At 74.0% G+C, this 24,877-nt stretch carries 25 protein-coding genes; 12 read left to right on the plus strand and 13 right to left on the minus strand.

The annotated features are described in order from the left end of the window. Positions 1-16 precede the first annotated feature (16 nt). From C8N24_RS20490 to C8N24_RS20500, 3 genes are all read left to right on the plus strand, one after another. Positions 17-1,093 (plus strand): serine hydrolase domain-containing protein, encoded by a 1,077-nt coding sequence (locus C8N24_RS20490; RefSeq protein WP_170179269.1) that lies wholly within the window; start codon positions 17-19, stop codon positions 1,091-1,093. Between the two features lie 44 nt (positions 1,094-1,137). Then, entirely contained in the window at positions 1,138-1,908 is a 771-nt protein-coding gene (locus C8N24_RS20495; protein ID WP_121253615.1) for a M15 family metallopeptidase, read from the plus strand. Between the two features lie 77 nt (positions 1,909-1,985). Beyond that, the gene (locus tag C8N24_RS20500; protein WP_121253617.1) at positions 1,986-2,813 is read left to right on the plus strand and encodes an NHL repeat-containing protein; all 828 of its coding nucleotides are present in this window, start codon (positions 1,986-1,988) and stop codon (positions 2,811-2,813) included. Positions 2,814-2,816: 3 nt separating this feature from the next. On the opposite strand, the gene C8N24_RS20505 is transcribed toward C8N24_RS20500, so the two are convergent. Continuing rightward, positions 2,817-3,194 (minus strand): hypothetical protein, encoded by a 378-nt coding sequence (locus C8N24_RS20505; protein WP_121253619.1) that lies wholly within the window; start codon positions 3,192-3,194, stop codon positions 2,817-2,819. Positions 3,195-3,329: 135 nt separating this feature from the next. On the opposite strand from C8N24_RS20505, the gene C8N24_RS20510 reads away from it, so the two are divergent. From C8N24_RS20510 to C8N24_RS20520, 3 genes are read left to right on the plus strand one after another with little or no spacing between them, the layout of a single operon-like run. Next, positions 3,330-3,860 carry a hypothetical protein gene (locus tag C8N24_RS20510; RefSeq protein WP_121253621.1) on the plus strand — a complete coding sequence of 177 codons (531 nt, stop codon included), beginning with the start codon at positions 3,330-3,332 and terminating at the stop codon, positions 3,858-3,860. A 49-nt stretch (positions 3,861-3,909) separates the two neighbouring features. After that, positions 3,910-4,467, plus strand: a complete 558-nt coding sequence (locus C8N24_RS20515; protein ID WP_121253623.1) for an RNA polymerase sigma factor — start codon at positions 3,910-3,912, stop codon at positions 4,465-4,467. After that, a complete protein-coding gene (locus C8N24_RS20520) occupies positions 4,464-5,234 on the plus strand; it encodes a hypothetical protein (RefSeq protein ID WP_121253625.1) in 771 nt (256 codons plus the stop codon). Before C8N24_RS20515 ends, C8N24_RS20520 begins: the two co-directional genes overlap by 4 nt. A gap of 66 nt (positions 5,235-5,300) precedes the next feature. On the opposite strand, the gene C8N24_RS20525 is transcribed toward C8N24_RS20520, so the two are convergent. Further along, complete coding sequence (locus C8N24_RS20525) at positions 5,301-6,185, minus strand: aldo/keto reductase (protein ID WP_121253627.1); 885 nt, start codon at positions 6,183-6,185, stop codon at positions 5,301-5,303. Between the two features lie 67 nt (positions 6,186-6,252). Here C8N24_RS20525 and C8N24_RS20530 point away from each other — a divergent pair, with 67 nt between their 5' ends. Together C8N24_RS20530 and C8N24_RS20535 are read left to right on the plus strand one after the other, a co-directional pair. After that, positions 6,253-7,119, plus strand: a complete 867-nt coding sequence (locus tag C8N24_RS20530; RefSeq protein ID WP_211340071.1) for an exodeoxyribonuclease III — start codon at positions 6,253-6,255, stop codon at positions 7,117-7,119. A gap of 120 nt (positions 7,120-7,239) precedes the next feature. Continuing rightward, positions 7,240-8,181: a universal stress protein gene (locus C8N24_RS20535; RefSeq protein WP_121253629.1), complete on the plus strand. Its 942-nt coding sequence runs from the start codon at positions 7,240-7,242 to the stop codon at positions 8,179-8,181. Between the two features lie 20 nt (positions 8,182-8,201). Here the strand turns inward: C8N24_RS20535 and C8N24_RS20540 are convergent, their stop codons facing one another. The 5 genes from C8N24_RS20540 to C8N24_RS20560 all read right to left on the minus strand — a co-directional run bounded on the left by C8N24_RS20540 (position 8,202) and on the right by C8N24_RS20560 (position 14,291). Then, the gene (locus C8N24_RS20540; RefSeq protein ID WP_121253631.1) at positions 8,202-9,929 is read right to left on the minus strand and encodes a CHASE2 domain-containing protein; all 1,728 of its coding nucleotides are present in this window, start codon (positions 9,927-9,929) and stop codon (positions 8,202-8,204) included. After that, complete coding sequence (locus tag C8N24_RS20545) at positions 9,926-11,554, minus strand: choice-of-anchor Q domain-containing protein (protein ID WP_147447914.1); 1,629 nt, start codon at positions 11,552-11,554, stop codon at positions 9,926-9,928. Before C8N24_RS20545 ends, C8N24_RS20540 begins: the two co-directional genes overlap by 4 nt. 76 nt (positions 11,555-11,630) lie before the next feature. Then, a complete protein-coding gene (locus C8N24_RS20550) occupies positions 11,631-12,473 on the minus strand; it encodes an alpha/beta fold hydrolase (RefSeq protein ID WP_121253635.1) in 843 nt (280 codons plus the stop codon). A 49-nt stretch (positions 12,474-12,522) separates the two neighbouring features. Continuing rightward, positions 12,523-13,245, minus strand: a complete 723-nt coding sequence (locus tag C8N24_RS20555) for a phosphodiester glycosidase family protein (RefSeq protein WP_170179270.1) — start codon at positions 13,243-13,245, stop codon at positions 12,523-12,525. 47 nt (positions 13,246-13,292) lie between these two features. Then, entirely contained in the window at positions 13,293-14,291 is a 999-nt protein-coding gene (locus C8N24_RS20560; protein WP_211340072.1) for a baeRF11 domain-containing protein, read from the minus strand. A 123-nt stretch (positions 14,292-14,414) separates the two neighbouring features. Here C8N24_RS20560 and C8N24_RS20565 point away from each other — a divergent pair, with 123 nt between their 5' ends. Further along, positions 14,415-16,544: a phosphoinositide-specific phospholipase C-related protein gene (locus C8N24_RS20565; protein WP_121253639.1), complete on the plus strand. Its 2,130-nt coding sequence runs from the start codon at positions 14,415-14,417 to the stop codon at positions 16,542-16,544. Here the strand turns inward: C8N24_RS20565 and C8N24_RS20570 are convergent. Genes C8N24_RS20570 through C8N24_RS20585 form a run of 4 tightly spaced genes read right to left on the minus strand, consistent with a single transcriptional unit; the run spans position 16,515 to position 19,561 of the window. Then, positions 16,515-17,666, minus strand: coding sequence for a DUF6596 domain-containing protein (locus C8N24_RS20570; RefSeq protein WP_121257862.1), 1,152 nt, complete (start codon positions 17,664-17,666; stop codon positions 16,515-16,517). The two genes, C8N24_RS20565 and C8N24_RS20570, sit on opposite strands and share 30 nt — an antisense overlap. Before the next feature lie 50 nt (positions 17,667-17,716). Then, complete coding sequence (locus tag C8N24_RS20575; protein ID WP_121253641.1) at positions 17,717-18,049, minus strand: YciI family protein; 333 nt, start codon at positions 18,047-18,049, stop codon at positions 17,717-17,719. Next, on the minus strand, positions 18,049-18,717 hold the full coding sequence (locus C8N24_RS20580; RefSeq protein ID WP_121253643.1) for an SRPBCC family protein: 669 nt from the start codon (positions 18,715-18,717) through the stop codon (positions 18,049-18,051). Before C8N24_RS20580 ends, C8N24_RS20575 begins: the two co-directional genes overlap by 1 nt. Positions 18,718-18,721: 4 nt before the next feature. Further along, entirely contained in the window at positions 18,722-19,561 is an 840-nt protein-coding gene (locus C8N24_RS20585; protein ID WP_121253645.1) for a helix-turn-helix transcriptional regulator, read from the minus strand. An 87-nt stretch (positions 19,562-19,648) separates the two neighbouring features. Here C8N24_RS20585 and C8N24_RS20590 point away from each other — a divergent pair, with 87 nt between their 5' ends. Beyond that, positions 19,649-20,422, plus strand: coding sequence for an SDR family NAD(P)-dependent oxidoreductase (locus tag C8N24_RS20590; RefSeq protein ID WP_121253647.1), 774 nt, complete (start codon positions 19,649-19,651; stop codon positions 20,420-20,422). Positions 20,423-20,470: 48 nt separating this feature from the next. Here the strand turns inward: C8N24_RS20590 and C8N24_RS20595 are convergent, their stop codons facing one another. Beyond that, entirely contained in the window at positions 20,471-22,642 is a 2,172-nt protein-coding gene (locus C8N24_RS20595) for a PQQ-dependent sugar dehydrogenase (RefSeq protein WP_121253649.1), read from the minus strand. Between the two features lie 178 nt (positions 22,643-22,820). Here C8N24_RS20595 and C8N24_RS20600 point away from each other — a divergent pair, with 178 nt between their 5' ends. Beyond that, positions 22,821-23,267 (plus strand): helix-turn-helix domain-containing protein, encoded by a 447-nt coding sequence (locus tag C8N24_RS20600; protein WP_170179271.1) that lies wholly within the window; start codon positions 22,821-22,823, stop codon positions 23,265-23,267. Further along, positions 23,245-23,817 (plus strand): RNA polymerase sigma factor, encoded by a 573-nt coding sequence (locus C8N24_RS20605; RefSeq protein ID WP_170179272.1) that lies wholly within the window; start codon positions 23,245-23,247, stop codon positions 23,815-23,817. The genes C8N24_RS20600 and C8N24_RS20605 overlap by 23 nt, the downstream gene beginning before the upstream one ends. Here the strand turns inward: C8N24_RS20605 and C8N24_RS20610 are convergent. Further along, positions 23,807-24,862, minus strand: coding sequence for a hypothetical protein (locus C8N24_RS20610; protein ID WP_211340073.1), 1,056 nt, complete (start codon positions 24,860-24,862; stop codon positions 23,807-23,809). The two genes, C8N24_RS20605 and C8N24_RS20610, sit on opposite strands and share 11 nt — an antisense overlap. Positions 24,863-24,877 lie beyond the last annotated feature (15 nt).

The following is a 24,877-nucleotide window of genomic DNA, read 5'->3' on the forward strand; positions in this document are numbered from 1 at the left end:
TCGTAAGGTGCAGCGCGTGCGGCGGCGGTGGCGCATCCCGGTGGCGGCGGCGACCACGCTGCTCGTCATGGCCGTGGGCGCGGTCTGGTGGCGCTCGCGCCCGCCCGCCTTCCGGCCGCCGGCGAGCGTCTCGGCGCTGGCCCGCGAGATCGACCGCACCGTGCCCGCGTCCCTGCGTGCGCACCGGGTCCCCGGCGCGTCCGTCGCGGTCGTCCACCGGGGCCGCGTGGTCTGGACCGGCGCCTACGGAGCGGCCGACGAGCGCACCCCGATGCGCCCGGACACCGTAATGCAGGTCGCGTCGGTGTCGAAGACCGTGGCGGCGTACGCGCTCGTGCGCCTCGCGGGTGCCGGCACGCTGCCGCTGGACGCGCCGATCGAGCGCTTCACCGGCACCTGGCGCCTGCCGGCGTCGCGGTTCGACGCGCGTGCGGTGACGCTGCGGCGGCTGCTCAGCCACACGGCCGGCCTGAACGTGGACGGCTATCCCGGGCTGGCGCCGGACGTTCCGGTGCCCTCGACCCGGGCGTCGCTGGACGGCGCGTCGGGCGTGGGGAAGGTGCGCATCGTCGACGAGCCCGGAAGCGGCTGGCGCTACTCGGGCGGCGGCTACACGGTCGCGCAGCTCGCGGCCGAGACGGCGACCGGCCGGCCGTTCGCGGAGATCGTCGAGCGCGAGGTGCTGCGCCCGGCGGAGATGACGCGCACCGGCTTCACCTGCGACGGCGTCGCTCGCGGCCACGACGGCACGGGTGCGCCCGTGCCGCGCTACCGGTTCGCCGAGCAGGCGGCCGGCGGCCTGTGCTCCACGGCCCCCGACCTCGCGCGCTTCTCGGCGCTGCTGATGCGCGGCGGACCGGTCGCGCACGCCATGGGCGTGCCCGCCGCCGCGACGGACGGGAGCTACGGCCTGGGCCTGCACACCGAGCGCACGCGCGACGGCGGGCGCCGGCTGTGGCACGACGGCTCCAATCGCGGCTGGCGCTCGCGCATCGAGGTCTTCCCGGACGACGGCTGGGCGCTCGTCGTGCTCACCAACGGCGACCACGGGAACGACGTCATCGCCGACGTGCGGCGGCTGATCCTCCGCTGACGCGCGAGGACTGCGCAGCGCGCGCGGGTGGGTACGACGCCGGCATGCGCCTTCGTCTTCTGCTCGCCACCGCGCTGCTCGCCGTGGCCGTGCCCGCAGGCCCGGCCGTGGGCCAGACGCCGACCGCGCCGCCCGGCGCCTACGTCGACCTGCACGACGCGGCGCCGACGATCGTGATCGAGATGCGGTACCGGACCACGCACAACTTCCTGGGCCGGCGGGTGCCCGGCTACCGCGAGAGCACGTGCATCCTCACCCGGCAGGCGGCCGAGGCGCTCGCACGCGTGCAGGCGCAGGTGGCCGCGGACGGGTACACGCTCAAGGTCTACGACTGCTACCGGCCGCAGCGGTCGGTGGACGCGTTCGTCGCCTGGGCGAAGGACCTCGACGACACGCGCATGCGGGCCGAGTTCTACCCGCGCGTGCGCAAGAGCCGGCTGTTCAAGGACGGCTACATCGCGGAGCAGTCGGGGCATAGCCGCGGCAGCACCGTCGACCTGACGCTCGTGCGCACACCGCCGCGGCGGCAGGAGACGTACACGCGCGGCGACCGCCTGCGCGACTGCACGGCGAAGGCGCGCTTCCGCGACAACTCGCTCGACATGGGCACCGGCTACGACTGCTTCGACCCGCTCTCGCACACGTTCAACGGGCGCGTGAAGGGCAAGCAGCGGGCGAACCGCCTGCGGCTCCGCGCCCCGATGATCGCGGCCGGCTTCAAGGGCCTCAAAGAGGAGTGGTGGCACTTCACGCTGCGCGACGAGCCGTTCCCGGAGACCTTCTTCGACTTCCCGGTCGAGCGCGCGGCGCTGTAGCCGCTGGCGGTTTCTCGCCACGACGGGTCGAGAGAGCACGACAGCGCTCGCGCGGCGCGGCCGGGACACTCGCTCGCATGCTCTCTCGCTCCCTCCTCAAGCGCGTCGCCCAGGCGTTCGGCGCGGTCCCGCCCGGCGTCGTGTACGACGCGGAGACGCTCGAGCTCGTGGCCGAGCTGTCCGCCGGCGGGCGCGGCGGTGACCTGGTGGCCAGCGCCGATGGCGTCTGGTTCGCCACGCCCGGCGACCGGTCGCTGACGCACGTCGGCCGCGACGGGCAGACGCTCATGCACGTCGAGCTGCCCGCTCTTCCGAAGCAGCTCGCGCTCGACGCCGACCGGCCGCTCGTGCTCTGCGACGACGGCCGGCTGCTCCGCGTCGACCCCGTGACCGGACGGATCGGCGACGACCGGCTCGCGCCGCCCGGGACGACCGCGGTGGCGGCGGAGCACGGATGCGTCTGGGTGCTGATGACCGACGAGGGCCAGGCGGACGGCTGGCAGCTGACGCTCGCGCAGCTTCACCCGGCGACGTTCTCCGTCACGCAGACGGTCACGCTCGGCCGGAGCCGCTTCTTCGACGGCCCGCAGATGCGCGACGGCACCGTCAACGTGCTGCACGAGGCGACGCCCGGTGCGATGGGGTACGCGTCGTTCGACGCCGTCAGCGGCGCCGAACGACCCACCCCCGGAGAGCTCCTGCGCGTCCGCGGCATCGGCGAGCGCGGCGGCGTGCGCTGGGTGCACGACGACGGTCACCTGCGCCGGCTCGACGCCGTGACCGGGCAGGAGCTGAGCTCCGGGCGCCTGGGCGTCCCGCGCGCCGGCAGCTTCCTGCTCGCGCACGGCCGGATCTGGGCGCTCGCGTGGAGTCCGTCGACCTGGAACAGCGCCGCGGAGGTGTGACGCCTACCGGCCGTCGGTGCCCGGGACGGTGCCGCTCACGGTCGTGGTCGCGGAGACCGAGTAGACGGGCGGCGGCGTGTAGCCGGCCGGCGCCGCGGCGACGGCGGCCGCCCACAGCTCGACGGCCTCCAGGTAGGTCACGTTGTAGAAGACGTAGCCGCCGATCGCGTGGACCGACGTGACGGTGGCCGCCGAGGTGGTCGGCGCCGGCGTCGTGGCGGCGGTGGCGGGGGACGTCGTCGCCGCCTTCGTCCAGGTGGCGCGCTTGCCCTTGACCGGAGCAGCAGAGGCGGTGCCCGCGGCGAACGGGACGGCGAGGACGGCGAGGGCGACAGCGGCGAGGTGACGGGGCTTGACGGTGAAGCGGGGCTTGGTGTTCATGCCCTATGCGTCGGCATCCGCGGCGCACTCCGTGACGGCCAAAATGTTGTTCATAGGAACATTGGTCACCCCCGTAACAACCCGGATAACCCCGCCTCACAGCCCCTGATTTCGGCGCTATAGAGTGCGCGCCCGATGGCCCGCTTTCTGCTCCTGCCCGAGGACGAGCTCGCGCTGATCGCGCATCTGCTGGAGGCGGAGTCGCTGACGCGCCTGGCGCACGACGACCTCGCGTACGGCCCGCCGGTGGTCGGGCTCCCGGCGGCGCCGCTGCCGCTTCCGGACACGCCGCAGCCGTTCACGTTCTGGGTCCCCGCGCTCGGCGAGCTGCGCACGCGGGACGGCCGATCGCTGCTCGACCGCGAGCGCTCGCCGATCCTCACGTGGCAGCGGTCCAGCTGGCACCCGAGCGGGGCGTTGCGCCCCGGCCGGCTCACCGCCCAGGCCCGCCCGCGCAAGGACCAGCCGAAGGCGCTGCTGCGCGTGCACGAGGGCGTGGAGCGCTGGATGAAGCGCGAGGGCACGAAGCTCAACCCGTTCGACCACGCGCCGGACGATCCGCCGCTCGAGCGCCCGGAGCACGAGCGGCCGTTCGCGGTCTTCGCGCTCCCGCACGCCGGTCGGTGGGTGCGCGAAGGCGGGTCGATCTGGCCGTGGGACGGCTGACGGGCACGCGGGTGTCACACGTGGGTGACCTGCGCCGAAGTCCCTGGTGATGGATGATCGAGCCACCGACGAGCAGCTGCTGGTCGCCGCGCGGGAGGACGCCGACGCGTTCGCGCGCTTCTATCGCCTTCACGCGGGCGCGCTGCTCGGGTTCCTGGTGCGCAGGCTGCGCGATCCGGAGCTGGCCGCGGACGTGTGCGCCGAGACGTTCGCCGTCGCGCTGCTGGACGTGCACCGCTTCGACCCCGAGCGCGGCCCGGCCACCGCGTGGCTGTACGGCATCGCGCGGCACAAGCTGGCCGACGCGCTCCGCCGGGGCCGGGCGGAGGACCGCGCGCGCCGGCGCCTCGGCATTCCGCGGCTGGAGCTGACCGACGAGGCGATCGAGCGGGTCGAGGCGCTCGCCGGCGTCGACGCCGCGCGCCTGGACGCCGTCTTCGGCGCCCTTCCCGAGGCGCAGCAGGAAGCCGTCCGCGCGCGCGTCCTGCACGAGCACAGCTACGCCGAGATCGCGGCGGCGCAGCACACGACCGAGGCCAACGTCCGCCAGCGCGTCAAGCGCGGGCTCGCCCGGCTCCGCCGCGACCTGCAGGAGGACCCCCGATGAGGACCGACGACTTCCTGACCGACTACGAGCGCGTGCTGCGGGAAGCCGCCGGGCGACGGCCGCGGAGGGCACCGGCGCCGCGACGGATCGCCCGCGCGAGCGTGGCGTTGGCCGCGCTTGCCGCGGTGGTCGCCGCGGTCATCCTCGTCCCGGGGCGCGGCGGTGCCGGCCCGGCCACGGACGAGCGCCCGGTGCCGACCGCGACGGCGTCGCCACCGGTCGTCGCGACCCCGACGCCCGGTGACGATCCCTACCGCGGCGCGCCCGACAGCCAGATCGTCGCCGCCACCGCGCCGATCCCCGGCAGCCAGGACGTGGCGGGGATCCTCACGTACCGCAGCGCCGGCGGGAAGGCATGCCTCGCCGCCGGGTACGTCGTGGACGCCCGTGTCGGACGCTACGGCCGCGACGGGCGCTTCACGCCACTCGACGCCGCCGACGCGCCCGGCTCCTGCGGCGACATCCGGGAGAACCTCGCCGACTTCGGGGGCGTCGTGCTCGGCCGCAACGACGTCGTGCCCGGCACCTCCCGGCGTGCGCAAGCCATCGTCCACGGGCTGGTGGCGTCGCGCTCGACGCGCGTCACCGTCACCTGGCGCGACGGGGAGCGCGCGCGGGCCAGGGTCGCGCCCACGCGGGCCCCGGAGGACCTCGACGGCGCGACGGGTGCGTTCGTGCTCGCGGGCCGGCCGGGTGTGGAGCTCCGCGGCGCGACGGTCGAGCTCACGGCTCCGGACGGCACGGTGCTGCACCGGTTCGAGCTCTAGCCGCGAGGGTCAAGGCGCCGCCCCGCGATGACGCCCGACGAGCTGTGCCGGTTCGCGGCCGAGCGGTCAGCCCGCGTCCAGGGCCGCGAGCTCGTCGGGCGAGAGCTCGAGGTCGGCGGCGGCCGCTGAGTCCGTGATCGACTGCGGGCGCTTGGCCCCGGGGATCGGGATCACGCACTCGGACTGGGCGAGCTCCCACGCGAGCGCGACCTGCTGGGCGCTGACGCCGTGGTCGTCGGCGACCGCCTTGAACGCGGGGTGCTTGTCGGCCAGGCCTTTGGCGCTGGTGAGCCCGCCGAGCGGCGACCAGGGCAGGAAGGCGAGGCCGAGCTCCTCGCACACGTCGATCTCGGGCCGGCTCGAGCGGAAGGCGGGCGAGAACTCGTTCTGGACGCTCACGAGCGCAGGGCCGAGGACCGAGTGCGCGAGGCGGATCTGGTCGGGGTTGGCGTTCGAGAGCCCGACCATCCGGACCTTGCCGGAGTCGGAGATCTCCTTCAACGTCCCGACGACCTCGGCGTAGTCGCGCTTGGGGTCGGGACGGTGGTGCTGCCAGAGCGCGATCTGGTCGACGCCCAGCCGCTGCAGCGACGCGTCGACCGCCGCCCGCAGGTGCTCCGGCGAGCTGTCGGTGTCCCAGCCGCCGCCGTCGGTCCGGGTATGGCCGCCCTTGGTGGCGAGGAACACCTCCGAGCGCAGGCCGAGCTCGTCGAGCAGGCCGGCGATCAGCTGCTCGTTCTCGCCCTGCGCCTTGGCGCCGAGCTCGTCCCCGGGGCCGTAGGCGTCGGCGGTGTCGAAGAGGCGCACGCCCGCGTCGACGGCCGCGCGGACGGTCGCCGCGAGCTGCTCGCGGGGCTGCGTGCCGGTCTGGTCGAACGTCATCAGGCCGAGGCCGATCGCGCCCACGCGCTCCCGGCCGACGGTGTCGTTGCCGATCTCTCGAGTCTTCATCGATGGGTGTCCTTCCCCACAGCGGCCGCGGGCACGCCGGGCACGGCGCGCCGCGTAGGCTGGAGGCGTGCGAATCGCGACCTGGAACGTGAACTCGGTCAAGCAGCGCGTCCCCCGGCTGCTGCCGTGGCTGGACGAGCGCAAGCCCGACGTGGTGTGCCTGCAGGAGACGAAGCTGACCGACGACGCGTTCGGCGAGCTGCTGGACGAGGAGCTCGAGCAGCGCGGCTACGCAGTCGCGGCGCACGGCGAGTCGGCGTGGAACGGCGTCGCGATCCTCAGCCGGGTCGGGCTCGACGACGTCGTCCGTGGCATCCCGGACGGACCGGGCTTCCCGCACCAGGAGGCGCGGGCGATCACGGCGACGACCGGCGGCATCCGCACGACGTGCGTGTACGTGCCCAACGGCCGGTCGCCCGGCTCCGACCACTACGCGTACAAGCTCGAGTGGCTCGCCGCGCTGCGGGACATGGTCGCCGCCGGCCCGGACGCCGCGGTCGTGCTCGGCGACATGAACATCGCACCCACCGACGAGGACGTCTTCGACCCCGAGGCGTACGTCGACCAGACGCACGTCACCCCGCCGGAGCGCGCGGCGCTGACCGCGCTGCAGGAGGCCAAGGGGCTGCGTGACGTCGTCCGCGAGCGCTGGCCCGAGGAGCGCGTCTTCACCTACTGGGACTACCGGGCGGGCATGTTCCACAAGGACCTGGGCATGCGGATCGACCTGATCCTCGCGAGCGAGCCGGTCGCCGAGCGGCGCGCGGCGGCATGGGTCGACCGGCAGGCGCGCAAGGGGTCAGGGCCGAGCGATCACGCGCCGGTGATCCTCGACCTGGACGAGGCGCCGGACGGGGACATCGGGCCGATGATCCCGCCGCCGTCGGCCAAGCCCGCGCGGCGCGGGTCGCACAAGCTGCCGCAGGCACCCTGAGCGGGGGTCGGACCGGCCGAGCGGCGCCCCGTCCGTGCGACCGAGTCACCCGAGCGGAGTGATGCCCGCTCACCTCGTCCGCTTCGACGATCCCCGCATGCTCAGGAGCAGGACCGCGACATGACCGAGCGTCACGTCCTGATCGCCTACGACGGCTCAGCGCACGCGGGCACCGCGGTCCGTGCGGCCGCAGGGCTCTTTCCCGAGGCGCGCGCCTCGATCGCGACGGTGCCGAGGGACCCGCTGACACGGGCCGCGAACGCGTTCGCGATGGCGGCTGCCGCCTCGCCCGTGGTGGTGGACCAGACCGTTGCGCAGCTCGCCCGGGAGGCACGCGAGGACGCCGACGAGACGGCCGGGCAAGGCGTCGAGCAGGCGCGGGCGCTCGGGCTCGTCGCCGAGCCCGTGGCGATCCAGCCGACGGCGCCCGCGTGGACCGCGCTGCTCGACGCCGCGCACGCCGTCGGCGCCGACGTCCTCGTCTGCGGGACGCGCGGGCGCGGCGCGATCGCCCGCGCGCTCTTGGGCTCCACGTCCACGAGCCTGCTGCACAACACGACGCTGCCGCTGCTGCTCGTGCCCGACGACGACGTGCGCCTCGACGGGCCGGTGGTGGTGGCCTACGACGGCTCGGACGGAGCCAACGGCGCGATCGGCGCGGTGGCCCGTCTGCTCGCGCGCCGCACGGTCGTCGTGCACGCGTGGGAGCCGGTGCACCACCGCGCGCTCGGGCACCGCGCGCTCGATGCCGGGCCGATCGACGACGTCCCGGCCATGCTGCTGGAGCTGCACCGCGCGCTGGCCGACGACGCGGCCGAGACGACCGAGCGGGGAGTGCAGGTGGCCCGCGCCGCAGGACTCGACGCCGTGGGGGACACGGTGGAGGCGGACGAGGGCACGTGGCGGGCCGTCGTGTCCGCCGCGCGTGCGCACGACGCCGCCGTCGTCGCCACCGGCACGCGCGGGCTGGGCGCGGCGCGCTCGGTCCTGCTCGGGTCCGTCTCCTCGGGGCTGGTGCAGAACGCCGTGCTCCCGGTCCTGGTGGTGCCGGGCGCGCCCTGACGCCGACCGGGTGCGGCGGATCAGGCCCGGGCGACCGCGCGCTCGGGCGTCTCCGTCTCGCTGAGGCGCCTCGGGGCGGCCGCGGTGTCGCGCTGCAGCGCCAGGAACAGCGCGGCCAGCTCCGGGTCGAAGTGGTGCCCGGCGTCCTTCTCGATCTCCGCGAGCGCGTCCTCGACCGGCCACGCGCGCTTGTAGACGCGCGGCGACACGAGGGCGTCGAACACGTCGCAGACCGCGGTGATCCGGCCGACCAGCGGGATGTCCTCGCCGGACAGGCCCGCGGGGTAGCCCTTGCCGTCCCAGCGCTCGTGGTGCGTCAGCGCGATCACCTCGGCCATCTGCACCAGCGGCGAGCGTGAGCCGGCGAGCAGCGAGGCGCCGACCGTGGTGTGCGTCTGCATGACGGCGCGCTCCTCGTCGGTCAGGCGCCCGGGCTTGCGCAGGATGCTGTCGGGGATCGCGACCTTGCCGACGTCGTGCATGGCGCTCGCGCGGCGCAGCCGCTCGGCGGTCTCGAGGTCCAGGCCCGCGGCGAGCCCGAGGCGGAAGGCGAGGCCACCGATCCGGTCGATGTGGTCGCCGGTCTCCTCGTCGCGTGACTCGACCGCATGCCCCAGCCGCTCGATGATCTCCAGCTCGGCGTCCGCCACCTCCTGGCGCAGCTCGACGTTGCGGTCGCCCATCCGCCGGCGGGCACGCGTCTCGAGCAGGTGTGAGACGGCGACCACCGCCACGGCGGACACCGCCAGTCCGAGCAGGGGCGCGCTCACCGGCAGCACCGTGCCGGTCAGGAACACGAGCTGGGCGAGCCCCACGTACGCGACGCCGACCAGCGGCGCGGCCAGCGCGGCGATCAGCGGCCGGACGCGCAACGCGAGCAGCGGCACGGCGAACGCCAGCAGCGCGGTGACGAGCGCACCCAGCCAGCCGGGCGCGGTGCGCAGCGGCAGGCCTCGCAGCAACGTCGAGATCGCGTTGGCCTGGATCTCCGGGCCGGACATCGGCGCGTCGCTCACCGCGGTCACGTGGACGTCCTGCACGGTCGGGGCGGTCGCGCCGATGACGACGGTCCGGCCGCGCAGCGCGGCGGCGTTGACCTTGCCGTCCAGCAGTGCCGAGAGCGAGTAGGTCGGGACGGTCCCGGGTGGGCCGTAGAAGTCGATCAGCGCGCCGTCGTCCGGGAAGCCGTCGGCGTCCACCCGGTCACCGCGGCGCTTGGCGACCACGACCGCCAGCGTCTCGAGCCCCGCGACCGAGCGCCCGAAGCGGCGCAGCACGCCTTCGCGCTCGTCCGGCAGGTTGCCCGCGCCGGCCTGGGCGCCGATGGCGCGCAGGTTCTCGTCGCCACCGAGCACGTTCGTCCCGCCGCGCCCGTCGCTTTCGCTCGTCGCGAGGACGGCGCCGCCGGCGCGGTCGATCGCGTCGTAGAGCGCCATGTCCTCGCGCTCCTCGGTCGGCTCGGTGAACTGGATGTCGAGGACGATCTCGCGCGCGCCCGCCTTGCGGAGCCGGTCGACGGCGTCGGCGTAGAGCGAGCGCGGGAGGGGCCACGGCCGGCCGAGCTCTGAGAACGTCACGTCATCGACGCCGATCACCGCGACGTCCGTGGCCGGCCCCACGCCGCGCCAGTGGAAGCGCTGGTCGACGGTCCGGCTCTCCGGGCCCGCGAGCGTGCCGCTCAGCAGCGCGGCGACGGCCAGCGCCGCGGCCAGCAGCCCCGCGAGGACGACGAGCCGGGCGCGGGTCATCGACGGGCGAGGTAGGACTCGCCGGCGCGGACGAGCTTCGTGCGCCGCGTGCGCAGGTCGCGGACGGCGACGGCGCCTTCGACGACGCGCGTGCGGGTGCCCGCGCACGTGTCCTCGGTCAGCCAGTCGGTGCCGCGGGCGGTGGCGACGCTGTTGTGCCCGTGGGTGCGGAAGCGGCCGTTCTTGTCCTTGGACCACAGCTTGCGCTTGGGCTTGGCCTTCGACACCGCCGCGGCGCTGGCGCGGACGCGCTTGGCGCAGTCCCTGAAGCTGCCGCCCTTGAGCACCAGCGACGTCATCCCCACGCCCTTGCGCTCCTGGCGGACGGTGAAGCGCCCGCCCCAGAACGTGCCGTCCTGCAGGCCGCCGGCGACCGCGGTGACGAGCGTCACGCGGCCCTTGGTGGCGTCGATCTCGCTGCCGAGCGGGATCTGCGCGCCCGCCTCCAGCTCGACGAAGCGGTTCGTGCCCGGCTCGCGGAAGCGGATCGTGCCCTGCCCGGGGCTGATCACCATCGACGTGCCCTGCGCCGGGGCGGGGACGCCGGGCGGCAGCTCGGCCGTCGTGTCCGGTTCGGGCCCGGGCGCCGAGGGCACGGGCGGGGCGGCGGTCGGGCTCGGTGTGGCGGTGGGCGTGGGGGTGGGGGGCGTGTCGACGGGCGGCTCGGGGGTGGCCGGCGGTCCGTCGACCGCCGCGACCGCGCACGCGCCGGTGGTGTACTCGTAGGCGCCGATGTCCGGCCCCGCGCCGACCGTCCGCGGACAGCCGCCGACGTCGGTCGTGCCGAGGCCCGGGTCGGTCGCGCCGGCGTCGATCGTCGGCGAGCCCGCCGTCGGGCGCCCGTCCGCGTCGAGCAGCGGGTCACCGGACTGGTTGGCCGTCCCCGCGCTGACGTTGGGGGAGAGCGCCGGGCGGAAGCTCGAGGCATTCGCGGTGCAGTGGCTCGAGGACGCCGCCTTGATGTCCTTGGCGCCGCGCGCGATCGTGTTGACGATCGTGGCGCTGCTGACGGTCAGCTCGCAGCGGATGCCGTTGGCGCCGGGCGCGAGCGCCGTGACGTTGAGCAGGGCCACGTCGCCGGCTCCGGAGCTCTTCAGGCGCAGCGCGGCGCGGTCGGAGTCGCCCTGGACCGCCGTGCGTGCGAGCACGTCCCGGATGACCGTCCCGTTGGGCGCGCCGTACACCTTCACGCCGTTGCCGCCGGCGGACGACACCATGACGTCCTCGACGAGGCCGCCCTGGACCTCCAGGGCGTCCTGCTGGCCTCGGGTCGCCTCGACCTGCAGGTGGCGCAGCGTGCTCGCGGTCCGCACCGTGAGCACCGCGTCGTCCTCGGAGCTCTCGCTGCCGACGATCACCGGTCGTTCCGGATCCGCGCCGCGGAGCGTGACGCGTGCGAACGCGGTCAGCGGCCCGCCGAGCACGTAGCGGCCGGCCGACAGCAGGATCGTGTCACCGGTCGCGGCGCCGTTGAGCGCCGCGCGGAGCGTGCACGGGTCGACCGAGAGGCACGGCCCGGAGGTCTGCACGCTGGCCGGCGAGGCCCAGCGCTCAGCGGCACCGGCCGTCGCGGGCGCGAACGCCACGGCCGCGAGGCCCACTGCTGACGCGACGACAATGCGCATTGTCCTGGTTTTCGGCAGCCGCGCGGCGCTGATACATGATCTGGACGGAAAGCGGACGTCTGGTCGATCGACTCACCTAAAGGGTCAGACCTCTGAGGAAGTCGAGGAGCAGCGCGTTGACCGCCTCCGGGGCCTGGAGCTGCACCCAATGGCCGACGCCCGGGACGATGTGGGCGCCCTCGGGGTCGCCCATCCAGAGCCGTGAGCTGTCGTGCTCGCCCGTGATGAAGATCGACGGGGCTTGGAGCTCCTCGAACGCGGCGAGGTCCTCCCAGTCGCGGGTGAAGTTCCGGTACCGGTTGAGCGGGCCGCGCAGGCCGTTGCGCTCGAACGCGGCGACGATCGCGTCGAAGTCGTCGACCCAGGCGGGCAGCGGCGCGTCCGGGAGGTTCATCGGCACGCCGAACCAGCCCGGCGTGCCGTCGCCGAGCGCGGCGTAGAAGCGGCGCAGCCAGCCGCCCACGTCCGCCTCGATCTCGTCCTCGCCCTGCTGCTGGAAGTGGCCGACGTAGAAGTCCGGCGGGAACTGCGGCGGGGCGTCCGCGCGCGGGGTGTAGGGGACGCCGAGCAGCGCGACCGCTCCGAACAGGTCCGGCCGCACCTGCGCGGACGCGGCGGCGATCGGCGAGCCCCAGTCGTGCCCGACGACCACGGCGCGCTCGGCTCCGAGCGCCTTCACGACCGCGACGTTGTCGGCCACGTGGGCGAGCATCCGGTACGCCTCGACCGGCTCGGGGTTCAGCGACTCGCCGTAGCCGCGCACGTCGATCGCGACGGCGCGGTAGCCCGCCGCGGCCAGCGCCGGCAGCTGATGCCGCCACGCCCATGCACCTTCCGGGAACCCGTGCACGAGCAGCACGAGCGGCCCCTCACCTTCCGAGATCGCGTGGATGTGGCCGCCGGGGACGTCGATCTGCATGCCTTCGACTGTGCTGCGCGGGCGGCGCCGCTTCCAGTCGGCTTGCCGATCAGTCAAACAGCAGCGCGGTCACGACCGGCCGGGACTCCGGCGCGGGCTGGTCGTGGTTCGAGTACGGGCGGTTGAGGAGGTGGCCACGGTGCACGAGCGTCGCGGACCCACCGCCGTCGAGGTTGATCGCGTCCCGCGCGCCGCAGGAGATCAGCAGCCGCGCCAGCTCGGCGAGCTCCAGGCCCGCGTCCACGCCCGAGCGGCGCCCGTCGCAGCAGACCGCGAGCAGCTCGTCGTCGTTGACGCCGAGCGCCGCCCGCGGGTAGCGGCCGTCGGTGATGTCGGAGTCGAACTGGCCCGCGCCGGCGGAGAAGCCCTCGGCGTCGGTGCCGTCGACCACCGAGCAGCCGTCGCGGACGAGCAGCGGGCCGGCCTGGACGAGATCGCCGACCGGGTGCTCGGGCAGCGCGCTGCGCGGCCCGACGCGCACGGCGCCGTCGACGTGCAGGCACGCGCGCGCACCTGCCCACGGCTCCGCCACCGGCTCGTGCGGGACCGCCGCGCCGCCGATCCACACCTCGCCGAGCGGGCGGTACGGGTCGCGCAGGAAGAAGCCGCCGACCATCGCCTCCTTGTGGCCGGCCGCGGCGCACCAGTGGTCCAGGCGTTCCGGCGGATCGAAGCGGACGACCGAGATCCGCGTGCGGCGGAGCGGGTGGCGGACCAGGTAGACGGTCGTCTCCTCCCCGTCGCGGTTCTGCAAGCGCAGGAGCTCGTACACGCTGCGGCGCATCATCCCGCATGGGCGGGCCGGCTCGCCGTGGCGGCTTAGACCGGATGCCGGAGCAGCGCGGCGGCGGTCACGCCGTGCGGCACGTCGTCGCGGCGGACGGCCAGCACCTTGCCGCCCGAGGCGATCACGCGGCGCGCGATCTCGTCGACGACGCCCTGGGTGCCGTCGCCGTCGGCGCCGATCGTGCCGCTGTCGTCGAGGCTGCCCTCGACGAGGTCGTCGATGTCGACGAACAGCGTGTCGACCGCGCCGAACGTGGCCGCGCGGGCGACGTCCGACAGGTCGGTGGCGGCGCGGCCGCGCGACTGCCAGTCCTCGAAGCGGGCGCGCAGGTCCTCGAGCTGGGAGGCGTAGAGCGCGTCCAGGATCGGGCGCGCGGCGGCCGCCAGATGGGCGGGGGACAGGTGCTCGGGGTTGCCGGGGATGCCCTGCTCGAGCAGATCCGGGTACGTGTTGGTCGCGCGGTAGAACGAGTCGAGCGGCTCGGTCGCGGCGAGGATCAGCGGCAGTCCCAGGCCGGCGAGCGTCGGCCGCAGCGCGCGGTCGACCTGGCGCGCGTAGCGGTGGATGTACGCCGTGTCGAGCGGGAACAGGTCGGGCAGCTCGATCTCCGACGGCGGCACGTCGCCGGCGACCTCGACCAGGCGCACGTCGTGCTGGGAAAGCGCGAGGACGAGCGCGGCCTGCGGGAACGTGACCGCGCGCAGCAGCGGCTTGACGTGGAACCGGTCCGCGACCACCACGAGGCTGGAGAGCGTGTTCGGCAGCCGGAAGCTCCGCAGCGTGTCGGGCGTCGCGAACACGGCGAGGCTGTGCGCGAGCAGCGACCATGCGACGAAGTCCTCGGCGAAGTCGTCGAGCAGCGCGTTCTTCGTGCCCGCCTCGGCGACGAGGTTCTTGAACTCGATCCGAGCAGCGTCCGCGTCGTGCGGCAGCGGGCTCGTCGGCAGGTAGATCGAGACGCAGTCGGAGGCCCGCGTGTCGAGCAGCGTCGTCAGCTGGGCGGGCGTGGGGATGTCGATGTGCAGGGCCACGTCGCGCAGCCTGGCCGGGCGGTGGGTGAACGCGCTTCGTTCCGCGAGGGTGAGACCTGCGTGCCCCGCGCCCCGCGGCGCCGTGACGCGCGCGGGGTGAGGTCGTGCCGTAGCGTTCGCCCGATGCGTCGTGCGCTCTCGTGGGCCCTCGCCGTGCTGGCGGCCGTCGCGCTGATGACGGCGGTCGTCGCCGCGTACGCGGACCGCGAGGTCTTCGACGCCGACGCGTTCGCCGCACACGCCGAGGAGGCGCTGCGCCAGCCGGCGGTGAGCGCGGAGGTCGCACGTCGCCTCACCGACGCCGCGATCCGCGCGGAGCCCGACCTCGTCGCCATCCGCCCGCTGGTCGTGAGCGTGGCCGAGGGCGTGGTCCGCAGCAGCGCGTTCGGCGCGCTCGTGCGCGGCGCCGTCCGCGACGTGCACCGCTCCGCCTTCGACGCCGACGCGACCACGGTGACGCTGACCGTCGCCGACGTCGGCCTGCTGCTCGCCGACGCGCTCGACAGCCTCCGGCCGGACCTCGCCGCCCGCATCCCGGACACGCTCCGGGTGGCGCTGACCGACCGCACGGCGGGCGTGCCGCTCGACGTCGCCCAGACGGCCCAGGACGTGCACCGCCTGGGGTGGATCGCGCTGGTCGTTGCGCTCGTGCTGGCGGCCGCGGCGATCGCCGTGGGCGGCGCGGCGCCACGAGTGCGCGCGGGCGGCGCGGAGGGCGCGGGTGGCGCGGGCGCGGGCGCGGGTGGCGCGGGCGACGCGGGCGGCGCGGGGCGCGCCGGTCAGGCGGGCGGCGCGCGGCGCGACGTCGCGCTCCGGCTCGGCGTGTCGGTCGGCGCCGTGGCCGGGCTGACCGCGATCGCGGCGACCCTCGCGCCCCACGTGGTGACCGGCGACCGGGCGGCGCGGGCCGTGCTGGACGTGTGGCTCGAGCCGCTCGCCGCGCGGTGCTGGATCATCTTCGGGGCGGCGCTGCTGCTCACCACCGCGGCCGCGTCGTTGTGGCGGCCGCCGCCGCTCGACGCCGTGTGGGCGCGAGTTCGCGGCGGCGCTGCGCGGATGCCGCCGCCGTTGCGGGCGTTCGGCGCGATCGCGCTGGGGATCGTGGCGCTCGCCGAGCCGTCGGTCGTCCTGCGCGTGCTCGTCATGGCCGCGGGTGCGGTCGCCGTGCTGTGGGGCACGACCGAGCTGCTGCGACAGGTCTCGCCCGGTGCGCCCGTCGGGCGGCGGCGAGTGGCGCTACGGCCGGTCGTCGTCGGGGTGGGCGTGTTGCTCGTCGTCGGCGCGGCCACCGCGTACGCGCTCAGCGGTGGCGCCGAGCCGGTCAAGGCGGGCCGGTGCAACGGCGAGGCGGCGCTGTGCGCGAAGCCGCTCGACCAGGTCGCGTTCCTGGGCACGCACAACTCGATGTCCGCCGACGGCGAGCCCGGCTGGCTGTTCCCGGCCCAGAACGCCGGGATCACGCAGCAGCTCGACGACGGCGTGCGCTCGCTGCTGATCGACACGCACTACGGCTTCCAGACGCCGCGCGGCGTCGCCACCGACCTCGAGCGCGACTCCAAGAGCCGCGAGAAGGTCGTGTCGGAGTTGGGCGAGGCGTTCGTCGAGACCGCCCAGCGGCTGCGCGCGCGGATCGGCTTCACCGGCGACGAGCCACGCGAGATCTTCCTCTGCCACGCGTTCTGCGAGGTCGGCGCGACGAAGGCGATCGACGCGCTGCGCGGCGTGCACGAGTGGCTCGTGGCGCATCCGGAGGAGGTGCTGATCCTGTCGATCGAGGACGACACCGACGCGCAGGACACGGCGCGGCTGATCCGCGACAGCGGCCTCATCCGCGAGGTCTACACCGGCCCGGCGAAGCCGCCGTGGCCGACGCTGCAGCAGCTGATCGAGCGCAACCAGCGCGTGCTCGTGCTGATCGAGAACGAGCCCGGCGACGAGCCGTGGATGCACCGCCAGGACGCCGTCACGCAGGAGACGCCGTACCACTTCGCGACCGCCGCGGAGCTCGCCGCGCCCGACTCCTGCCAGGAGCACCGCGGCGGCGACGCCGGCTCGCTGCTGCTGGTCAACCACTGGGTCGACACGTCGCCGGCGCCGCGCCGGACGATCGCCCGCGAGGTCAACGCCCGCGCGTTCCTGACCGAGCGCCTGGAGCGTTGCCGGCGCGAGCGCGGACTGCTCCCGACCGTCGTCGCCGTCGACTTCTACCGCGACGGCGACGCGCTAGGCACCGTCCGCGAGCTCAACCGCTAGGAACGCCCGCTCGGCTATGTTCTCCGCGAGCGCGAGCGCCGCCGCGTAGGCCGCGTCCGCCTCCGCGTGGCGGCCGAGGCGACGCAGGAAGTCCGCGCGCGTGCTGTGCAGGTAGCGGTAGCCGTCGAGCCCTTCGAGCGCGTCCACCGCGGCCAGCCCCGCGTCCGGCCCCTCGACCTCCGCCAACGCCACCGCCCGGTTGAGCGCGACGACCGCCGACGGCCACACGCGCAGCAGCGCGTCGTAGAGCACGAGGATCTGCGGCCAGTCCGTCTCCGCGACGCTCGGCGCCTGGGCGTGCAGGGCGGCGATCGCCGCCTGGAGCACGTAGCGCCCGGGCGGCGCCGACCGCAGCGCGCCCACGATCAGCGCGTCGGCCTCTCCGATCAGCGCGCGATCCCAGCGACCGCGGTCCTGCTCGGCGAGGCGCAGCAGGCGTCCGCTCGCGTCCGTGCGCGTCTCCCGCCGCGCCTCGTGGACGAGCAGCAGCGCGAGCAGGCCGGCCGCCTCGCGCGCCGCGGGCAGCAGCGCACGCAGCATCCGCGCGAGGTCCAGCGCCCGGGTCGTCAGCTCGTCGCGCACGAGCGCGTCCCCGGCCGGCGCCGTGTGACCGGTCGTGTACAGCAGGTAGACCACCGAGAGCGCCGCGTCCAGCCGCGCCGGCAGGTCCTCCTGCGCAGGGATCGCGTACGGGATCCGCGCCCGCGCGATCTTCTTCTTGGCGCGCGTGATCCGCGCGGCCATCGTGGCTTCCGGGACGAGGAACGCGTGCGCCACGTCCGGGGTCGCGACGCCGCACACGAGCCGCAGCGTCAGCGCGACCTGCGCCTCCCGCGACAGCGCCGGATGGCAGCAGGTGAAGACGAGCCGCAGCCGGTCGTCGGGGAGCGGGTCCGCCTCGGCCTCCGGGGCGTCGAGCAGCAGCGGCAGCTTCGTCGCCAGCGTCTTCGCGCGCGCGAGCCGGTTCAGCGCGAGCCGCCGCGCGACCGTCGTCAGCCACGCGCCCGGCTTGGCGGGCACGCCGTCGCGCGCCCAGCGCTCCAGCGCCTGCACGTACGCGTCCTGCACGACCTCCTCGGCCGCGTCCAGGTCACGCGTGACGCGCACCGTCGCCGCGAGCACGAACGCCCACTCGCGCCGGTGCGCGTCCGCCACCGCGTGCTCGACCGCGGTCAGAGGACCTGGAAGTCGAGCAGCGGACGGACCTCGACGCCGCCCTCGACGATCGGCGTGAGCTTGGCCAGCGCGAGCGCGTGGTCGAGGTCGCGCGCCTCGATGATGAACAGCCCGCCGAGCACCTCCTTGGTCTCCAGGAACGGTCCGTCGGTCAGCTCGTCGCCGCGGATCGCGGTCGTCGTGCCGACGTCCTCGAAGGCCATGCCCGCGACGATCCTCCCGCCCAGCGCGGTGACCTTCTCCGGCATGTCCATGTGCGCCTGCATCACCTCCGCCGGCAGCTCCTCCGGCGGCACCCGCTCGAACATGAACACCGCGTACTGCGCCATCACGCCTCCGATCCGTTCGCGAACCGGTGGGACGTGACCCCCACCGGCCAGCCCCAAGTGTCACGACCGTAGACGCGGTAGAGCAGGTCGGCGCCGCGCGCGCCGAACATGGCCGCGCCCAGGTAGTCGACCACGGCGTCGACCGGCTCGCCGTCGTGGGGCGCGAGCGTGAACCGGTCGCCCACGACGGCGCCGTCGGGAACGCCGATCCGCCGCAGCACGTCGGCGAAGCTGCCCTCGACGTCCGCGCTCGCGTACGCCGCGCCCTGCCCGCTGAAGAAGCACGCGTGCACGCCGAGCGAGTGCAGGTAGAACGTCGTGTGCGCGCGGCACATCGCGAGCTGGACGTCGTACTCGGCCTCCGGGATCTCCGCCCGGTGCGTGTAGCGCAGGTAGGTGACGTCGCCGAGCGGCTCGAGCTCGTAGACGAGCTCGTTCAGCCCGTCGCGCTCGTCCTCGGGCCGCGTGCGCGTCGCGAAGCGCCGGTGCGGCTCCCACGCGGTGACCACGCCGCCGCCCTGCGTGAGCCCGCGCTCGGCGCCGCCGACGCGGGGCTCGTACTCGATCGGCCACAGGTAGCCGTCGGCGTGCTCGGTGATCGTCGCCCACACCGCCGGCGGGCCGGCGGGCAGCTGTCCTTCCCAGGTCACTTCCCAGAGCTTGTTCATACCCCTACGACAAACGAGGATCCTCGAAATCGACAACCACGCTCAGAAACGCCAGCGCCTCGGCGCTGGGGGAGCCGGCGGGCGCGCTGTAGAGCACCAGGTGCTGGTCGCGGTCGGTGAGCGCCAGCGTGTCGCAGTCGACGGTGACCTCGCCGACGACCGGGTGCTGGAACGTCTTGGTCAGCATCGGCGCCGCCTGCACGTCGTGGCGCTCCCACAGGCGCGCGAACTCGGGGCTGCCCGTGCGCAGCTCGTCGACGAGCTCCGCGATCACCGGGTCGGCCGGATAACGGGCGTGGGCCGAGCGGAGCTGCATCACGACGTGATGGCGGAACTCGGCCGCGTCGGATACGCCGTACAGCGTCGCGACGTCGAGGAACGCGCGCCGCGCGAGGTTGCGCTCGCGCGGGGCGCGCTCGCCGAAGTCCTCCATCAGCGCCGCCGCGAGGTCGTTCCAGGCGAGCACTTCGAACGCGGCCGAGGTGACGAACGCGGCGGTCTGCGGCAGCCGCTCCAGCAGGGCGAGGATGCTCGGGCGCACGTCGCGGCGGTGCAGCCCGGTGCGGCTCGGGGCGGTGCCGGCCAGCACGTGCAGGTGGTCGGACTCGGCGTCGGTCAGCCGCAGGGCGCCGGCGATCCCCGCCAGCACGTCGCCCGACGGCCGCGGCGCACGGCCCTGCTCGAGCCGCACGTAGTACTCGGTGGAGATGTGCGCGAGGACCGCCACCTCCTCGCGCCGCAGCCCCGGCGTCCGGCGGCGCGCACCCGACTCCAGGCCCACGTCCTCCGGCCGGAGCCGCTCGCGGCGGCTGCGCAGAAAGGCCCCGAGCTCCTGCTTGTCCATAGCCGCAGTATGGCCGCGGAACCCCTTCAGGAGCCTGGTACCGCCTGTGCCTGGATAGGGCCCGGCCGCGGCCGTAGAACGGCTGCCATGACCAACGAGACATCCAGCGGCCTGCTCGCCGGCAAGGTCGTGCTCATCACCGGCGCGAGCCGCGGCATCGGCGCCGCCGCGGCCGAGCTGTTCGCGCACGAAGGAGCAGCCGTCGTGCTCGCCGCGCGCAGCACGGACGCACTCGACGCGGTCGTGGCCACGGTGCGCGCCGCCGGAGGGACCGCCGACGCCGTGCCCATGGACCTCGCCGACCCCGCGAGCATCCGCGCGGCGCTCGACCGCGTGCACGCGCTGCACGGCCGGCTCGACGGTGCCTTCAACAACGGCGCGACGATCCAGCAGCCCGGCCCGCTCGACGCGACGAGCGACCACGACGTCGACCAGCAGTTCGCGGTCAACTTCCGCGGGCACTGGACCGCGATGACCGCCGAGGCCGCGCTGATGCGCCGGTCCGGGGGCGGCGCGATCGTCAACACGTCGAGCATCGGCAGCCGCCGCGCGAACCCGGAGCTGCCGGCGTACGGGGCGATGAAGCGCGCGCTCAACAGCATCACCGAGAGCGCCGCCGTCACGTGGGGCCCGCAGGGGATCCGCGTGAACGGGATCACGCCCGGCGGCACGGCGACCGAGATGATCGACGCGTGGGAGGCGGCCTCGCCCGGCGTGGTTGAGCGCATCAACGCGACGATCCCGCTGGGCCGCATGGCCGAGCCGCGTGAGGTCGCCGAGGTGGCCGCGTTCCTGCTCAGCGACCGGGCGTCGATGGTGACCGGCGCGATCGTGCCGGTGGACGGCGGCGCCGGCGCGTGAGGCGACCGGCCGGGCGCCGCGGAACCCCGCGACGCCCGGCGATCGGTTCTAGCCCTGGTTGGTCGGCGGGGCCGGCGGGGTCAGCCGGACCTCCGCGCTGCCCTGCAGCGGCGTCTCGCCGCCGCCCGGGTTGTCGGTGTACTGGGCGACGAACACGGCGCTCAGGTTGCTCGCGCCGGCGTGCCCTTCGTCGATCGGGACCGAGATGTCACCCTCGCAGCCCGCGGTCGAGGTCTGCGGGTGCCCGTGGGTCTCGTGGCCGAGGATGTAGGCCACGGTGACGCGCGAGCAGTCGACCGGTTGGTCGTCGGTGATCGTGACCTTGAAGTGCACGGTGTCACCGAAGTTGAACGGCGGGGTCGTGCTGACCGCGGTGAGCGACACCTGCGGTGCCTGGTTGCCCACGATCACACGCGCCTGCCAGGACGCCGAGCGCCCGGTCTGATCCGTCACCCGGAGCGTGGCCTCGAAGACGCCGCGCGTGGTGTAGGTGTAGCTGGGGTTCGCCTGCGTGGAGTCGACCGTCCCGTTGGAGTCGAAGTCCCAGGCGTAGCGCAGGCGGTCGCCGTTGGCGTCCGAGGTGCCGGCGCTGGAGAACTGCACCGTCAGCGGTGCGGTCGTCCCGGCCGACGGCGTGGCCGAGGCGCGCACGACCGGCGTGTACTGGCCGTTGCGCACGTAGTCGATCCGCGCGAGCTGCGCGGCCGGGAGCTCGGCGAAGTAGCCCGTCCCGTACTCGAGCACGTACAGCGCGTTGTCCGGACCGAACTCCATGTCCATCGGGTTGTCGAGGATCACGTTCGGGTTCTCGGACACCTTGCCGCCGAACAGGTGCTTGATGTCGGCGAGCTGCGGGCCGTTGGGCCGGTTGAGCTGCATGACCTTCGCGTAGTCGCGCGACCACTCGTAGAACAGCGGGTGGCCGGCGAAGACCTTCGGCCAGCGGAACGGCGAGGAGATGTTCGAGTCGAACACCATCGCCGGGCCGCCCATCGGGCTGATGCCGTTGCTGTCGGTGTGCTGGAACAGCTCCGGGAACAGGTCCTGGCCGGTGTTGTACGAGTACCAGACCTCCGGCCAGGCCACCTGTGGCAGCTGACGCAGGCCCGTGTTGTTGCGCGAGTCGTTGATCGGGCGGTTGCAGTTGAACGGCTCGCCCGACTGCTCGCTGTCAGGCGTGAAGTCGTAGTCGACGTACGGCTGATCCGGCGTGGCGCAGAACGGCCAGCCGTAGTTCACCGCGTTGCGGACGATCATCCAGCGGCCGGTGCCTTCCGGACCGCGCAACGGGTTGGCGGTCGGCGAGTCCGGCGAGTAGTCGCCGACGTAGATGTCGCCGTTGACCTTGTTGACCGAGTAGCGGAACGGGTTGCGCAGGCCCATCACGTAGATCTCGGAGCGCGTCTGGGCCTGGCCGGGGCGGAACAGGTTGCCCTGCGGCACGTAGTAGGTGCCGTCGTCGCGGACGCGGATGCGCAGGATCTTGCCGCGCAGGTCGTTCGTGTTGCCCGAGGTGCGGCGCGCGTCGAACGCCGGGTTGCGGTTCTCCCGGTCGTCGATCGGCGTGAACCCGGACGACTGGAACGGGTTGGTGTCGTCGCCGGTCGACAGGTACAGGTTGCCGGCGTTGTCGAAGTCGATCTTGCCGCCGACGTGGCAGCAGATGCCGCGCGACGTGTTGACCCGCAGGATCTCCTGCTCGGTCGTGAAGTCGAGCTTGCCCTTGCTGAACTTGAAGCGCGACAGCACGTTGTAGCCGTTGAACAGCGCGAGGCGCGCGCGGTCCTCGGGGTTGCGCAGGTCCTCCGGCGCGTCACCCTCGTTGATGCCGGTGCCCACCACGTCGCTGGGCGTGTTCAGCTTCGGCGCGTAGTAGACGTAGACCCAGTGGTTCTCGTCGAAGTTCGGGTCGGTGGCCATGCCCTGCACGCCTTCTTCGTCGTGCTGGTAGAGCCCCTTGGGGGACTGCTTCATGTCCGTGACCACGTTGTTGGTGCCCGTCCGCGGGTCATGCAGGCGGATCTCACCTGTGCGAGCCGAGTGCAGCACTCGCCCGTCCGGAAGCACCGCAAGGCTCATCGGCTCGCCCGGACGGTCGTTGAGCGTGACCTTCTGGAACTGCGACTGATCCGGGAACTCCTGAGCGTGCGCGCTCCCCGCGAGCGCGCAGAAGACGCCAAGCGCAGCGACACTGCCCGCGCAAATGGCCCGAACTGCCATGTACAACCTCCCTACCTTCGCCCGAGCTTTCTCCCCAAGCCCGGATTGCGGGCGACAGTACCCCACGGGAGCGGAGCGCGCGTTCCCGTACGGGCCACCCTGTCAGAAGGTTGTCCGCGGACGGCGGTGATCCGCGTTCGCGGCGGGTGCGCAGTACCGGCTCAGGAGCTCACGTCTGTTGCCGTCTTCACATCGTTCATCCACCGTCACCGCGCGCCGGGAGATCTGGCACGCCGCGACGAGCTACATCGAGCTGCACCTGGCCACGTCGTTGAACGTGGACGAGGTCGCCCGCGCGGCGATCACGTCGCGCCGGCAGCTGCAACGCGTCTTCGCCGCCGAGGGCGAGACGACGGTCCGCGAGTACATCACCGTGGCGCGCATGCGGCGCGCGACGTCGCTCGTGCTGGAGTCCGACGACCCGCTCGCGCGGATCGCGCCGGCGGTCGGCTACGGGCACGTGTCCGCGTTCATCAAGGCCTTCCGGCTGCATCACGGGACGACGCCGATCGAGCTGCGTCGCCGCCATCGCGATGTAGCCGGTGCGCCACGTGCCGTGGCGCGCGATTGGGTCGGTGCCCGCGCGGGGGATGGTGCGGGCGATGACCTACGAGGTGCTGTGTGACGCCGAGCTGATCCGCCGCGTGGCGGATCGTGACCGCCAGGCGTTCGGCGAGCTGTACGCGCGGCACGCGGTGGCGATGGGGGCGACCGCTCGGCGGGTGTGCCGTCGGCCGGAGCTGGCCGAGGACGCCACGCAGGAGGCGTTCCTGTCGCTCTGGCGCGACGCGGGCGGCTTCTCCCCGCGCGCGGGCGCGCCGACCGCGTGGGTGCACACGATCGTCCACAACCGCAGCGTCGACGTCCTGCGCCGCGTCCTGGCCGCCGAGCGCCGTTCGGAGCATGACGACCTCGAGCTGTCGCTGCTGCCGTCGCTCGCGCCCTCGTCGCACGACGCCGCGCGGGCGCGCGAGTGCGAGGCGCGGCTCGCCGACGCGGTGGCCGCGCTGCCGGACGCGCAGCGCGAGGCGATCGAGCTCGCCTACTACGACGGGCTGTCCCAGCGCGAGATCGCCGACCGGCTCGCGCTGCCGCTCGGGACGGTCAAGGGCCGCGTGCGGCTGGCGCTCAAGCGGCTCGCCCTCGACGAGGACGTGCGCGCGCTCACTCGATGACGAGCGTGCGCAGGGCCACGTGGCCCTCCTCGTCGATCACGTAGTGCGAATCGCCCTCGTGGTCGATCGCCACGCCCTCGACGCGGCGGATCGCACCGAAGTGGTGGACGCGCTCGGTGGTGACCGCGCCGGCCGCGTCGGAGAGCTGGAAGCGGACGTGCTCGGATGCGGCCTTCCCGCCCTGCGGATGGTCCTCGAGCACGGTCGCCGACTTGTTGGCGGCGTCGAGGTCGCCGATGATCGCGTCGAAGCGGTCCTCGCCGCGCGTGTCGAGCGCGCGGAACCCGGCGGGCGCGTGCGGCTCGCCGACGTCCTCGAGCCACCAGACGCGGCCGGGCCGCGGCGCCTCGTCCTCGAACAGGCCGTCCGGGTTGGTGATCTCCACGAGGAGCGGATGGCCTTCCGCCGTGACGGGATAGCGCAGCCCGACCACGAGCGAGCCGTCGGCGCGGAACTCGGCGGCCTCCAGGTTGATCGGCTGGTCCGTCGGAAGGACCCGGCCGGCCCAGCGCTTGCCCTCCTCCTCGCCGATCGCGATCGTCGCGTCGATGTAGCGCTCCCGCGCGAGTGGCCCGAGCGGGAGCAGGTCGATGTCCCGCAACGCGTCGTTGACCGCCCGGTGCAGCCCGAAGCGCAGCCGCGCGATCTCCAGACGCGCGTCCTTGGTCACCAGGTCGTCCTCGCGGATGCGCGCGATCCACGACCGCCGCGCCGACAGCGGCCCGGCCTTCTTCCCGAACTGCGACCCGAGGATGTACGCGTACCCGTCCCGGACCGCGCACGCCTCGGCGTCCTCCGTCTTGCCCTTGCCGGTGTTCGGCTCGGCGTGCACCCGCCGCGCCTCCCAGCCCTCGTCGAGCGGGCACCCGGCGGTGTGCACGAGCAACGCGAGCGCGTCCTCGGCACACGCCTCGTCGAGCACGGTCAGCATCGCGCGGTCCCACCCGTTGGCCTGCAACGCGGCGGGGGACAGCACGCGGCTGAGGTCGGAGGCTTCGTTGGGGTCGAGATGGAGGTCGGTCTCGTGCACGGTGGGGAGCTTCACACACGCGCGTTGGTG

Origin of the sequence: Solirubrobacter pauli (genome assembly GCF_003633755.1) — a bacterium.
Lineage (GTDB): Bacteria > Actinomycetota > Thermoleophilia > Solirubrobacterales > Solirubrobacteraceae > Solirubrobacter > Solirubrobacter pauli.

Excerpts from the sequence above, each read along its gene's own strand:
- C8N24_RS20520 (WP_121253625.1), top strand. The coding sequence starts at position 4,464 with ATGAGGACCGACGACTTCCTGACCGACTACGAGCGCGTGCTGCGGGAA.
- C8N24_RS20550 (WP_121253635.1), bottom strand. The coding sequence starts at position 12,473 with ATGCAGATCGACGTCCCCGGCGGCCACATCCACGCGATCTCGGAAGGT.
- C8N24_RS20605 (WP_170179272.1), top strand. The coding sequence starts at position 23,245 with ATGACCTACGAGGTGCTGTGTGACGCCGAGCTGATCCGCCGCGTGGCG.
- C8N24_RS20500 (WP_121253617.1), top strand. The coding sequence starts at position 1,986 with ATGCTCTCTCGCTCCCTCCTCAAGCGCGTCGCCCAGGCGTTCGGCGCG.
- C8N24_RS20545 (WP_147447914.1), bottom strand. The coding sequence starts at position 11,554 with ATGCGCATTGTCGTCGCGTCAGCAGTGGGCCTCGCGGCCGTGGCGTTC.
- C8N24_RS20585 (WP_121253645.1), bottom strand. The coding sequence starts at position 19,561 with ATGGACAAGCAGGAGCTCGGGGCCTTTCTGCGCAGCCGCCGCGAGCGG.
- C8N24_RS20495 (WP_121253615.1), top strand. The coding sequence starts at position 1,138 with ATGCGCCTTCGTCTTCTGCTCGCCACCGCGCTGCTCGCCGTGGCCGTG.
- C8N24_RS20575 (WP_121253641.1), bottom strand. The coding sequence starts at position 18,049 with ATGGCGCAGTACGCGGTGTTCATGTTCGAGCGGGTGCCGCCGGAGGAG.
- C8N24_RS20525 (WP_121253627.1), bottom strand. The coding sequence starts at position 6,185 with ATGAAGACTCGAGAGATCGGCAACGACACCGTCGGCCGGGAGCGCGTG.
- C8N24_RS20515 (WP_121253623.1), top strand. The coding sequence starts at position 3,910 with ATGGATGATCGAGCCACCGACGAGCAGCTGCTGGTCGCCGCGCGGGAG.
- C8N24_RS20595 (WP_121253649.1), bottom strand. The coding sequence starts at position 22,642 with ATGGCAGTTCGGGCCATTTGCGCGGGCAGTGTCGCTGCGCTTGGCGTC.
- C8N24_RS20565 (WP_121253639.1), top strand. The coding sequence starts at position 14,415 with ATGCGTCGTGCGCTCTCGTGGGCCCTCGCCGTGCTGGCGGCCGTCGCG.
- C8N24_RS20580 (WP_121253643.1), bottom strand. The coding sequence starts at position 18,717 with ATGAACAAGCTCTGGGAAGTGACCTGGGAAGGACAGCTGCCCGCCGGC.
- C8N24_RS20510 (WP_121253621.1), top strand. The coding sequence starts at position 3,330 with ATGGCCCGCTTTCTGCTCCTGCCCGAGGACGAGCTCGCGCTGATCGCG.
- C8N24_RS20505 (WP_121253619.1), bottom strand. The coding sequence starts at position 3,194 with ATGAACACCAAGCCCCGCTTCACCGTCAAGCCCCGTCACCTCGCCGCT.
- C8N24_RS20535 (WP_121253629.1), top strand. The coding sequence starts at position 7,240 with ATGACCGAGCGTCACGTCCTGATCGCCTACGACGGCTCAGCGCACGCG.
- C8N24_RS20540 (WP_121253631.1), bottom strand. The coding sequence starts at position 9,929 with ATGACCCGCGCCCGGCTCGTCGTCCTCGCGGGGCTGCTGGCCGCGGCG.
- C8N24_RS20590 (WP_121253647.1), top strand. The coding sequence starts at position 19,649 with ATGACCAACGAGACATCCAGCGGCCTGCTCGCCGGCAAGGTCGTGCTC.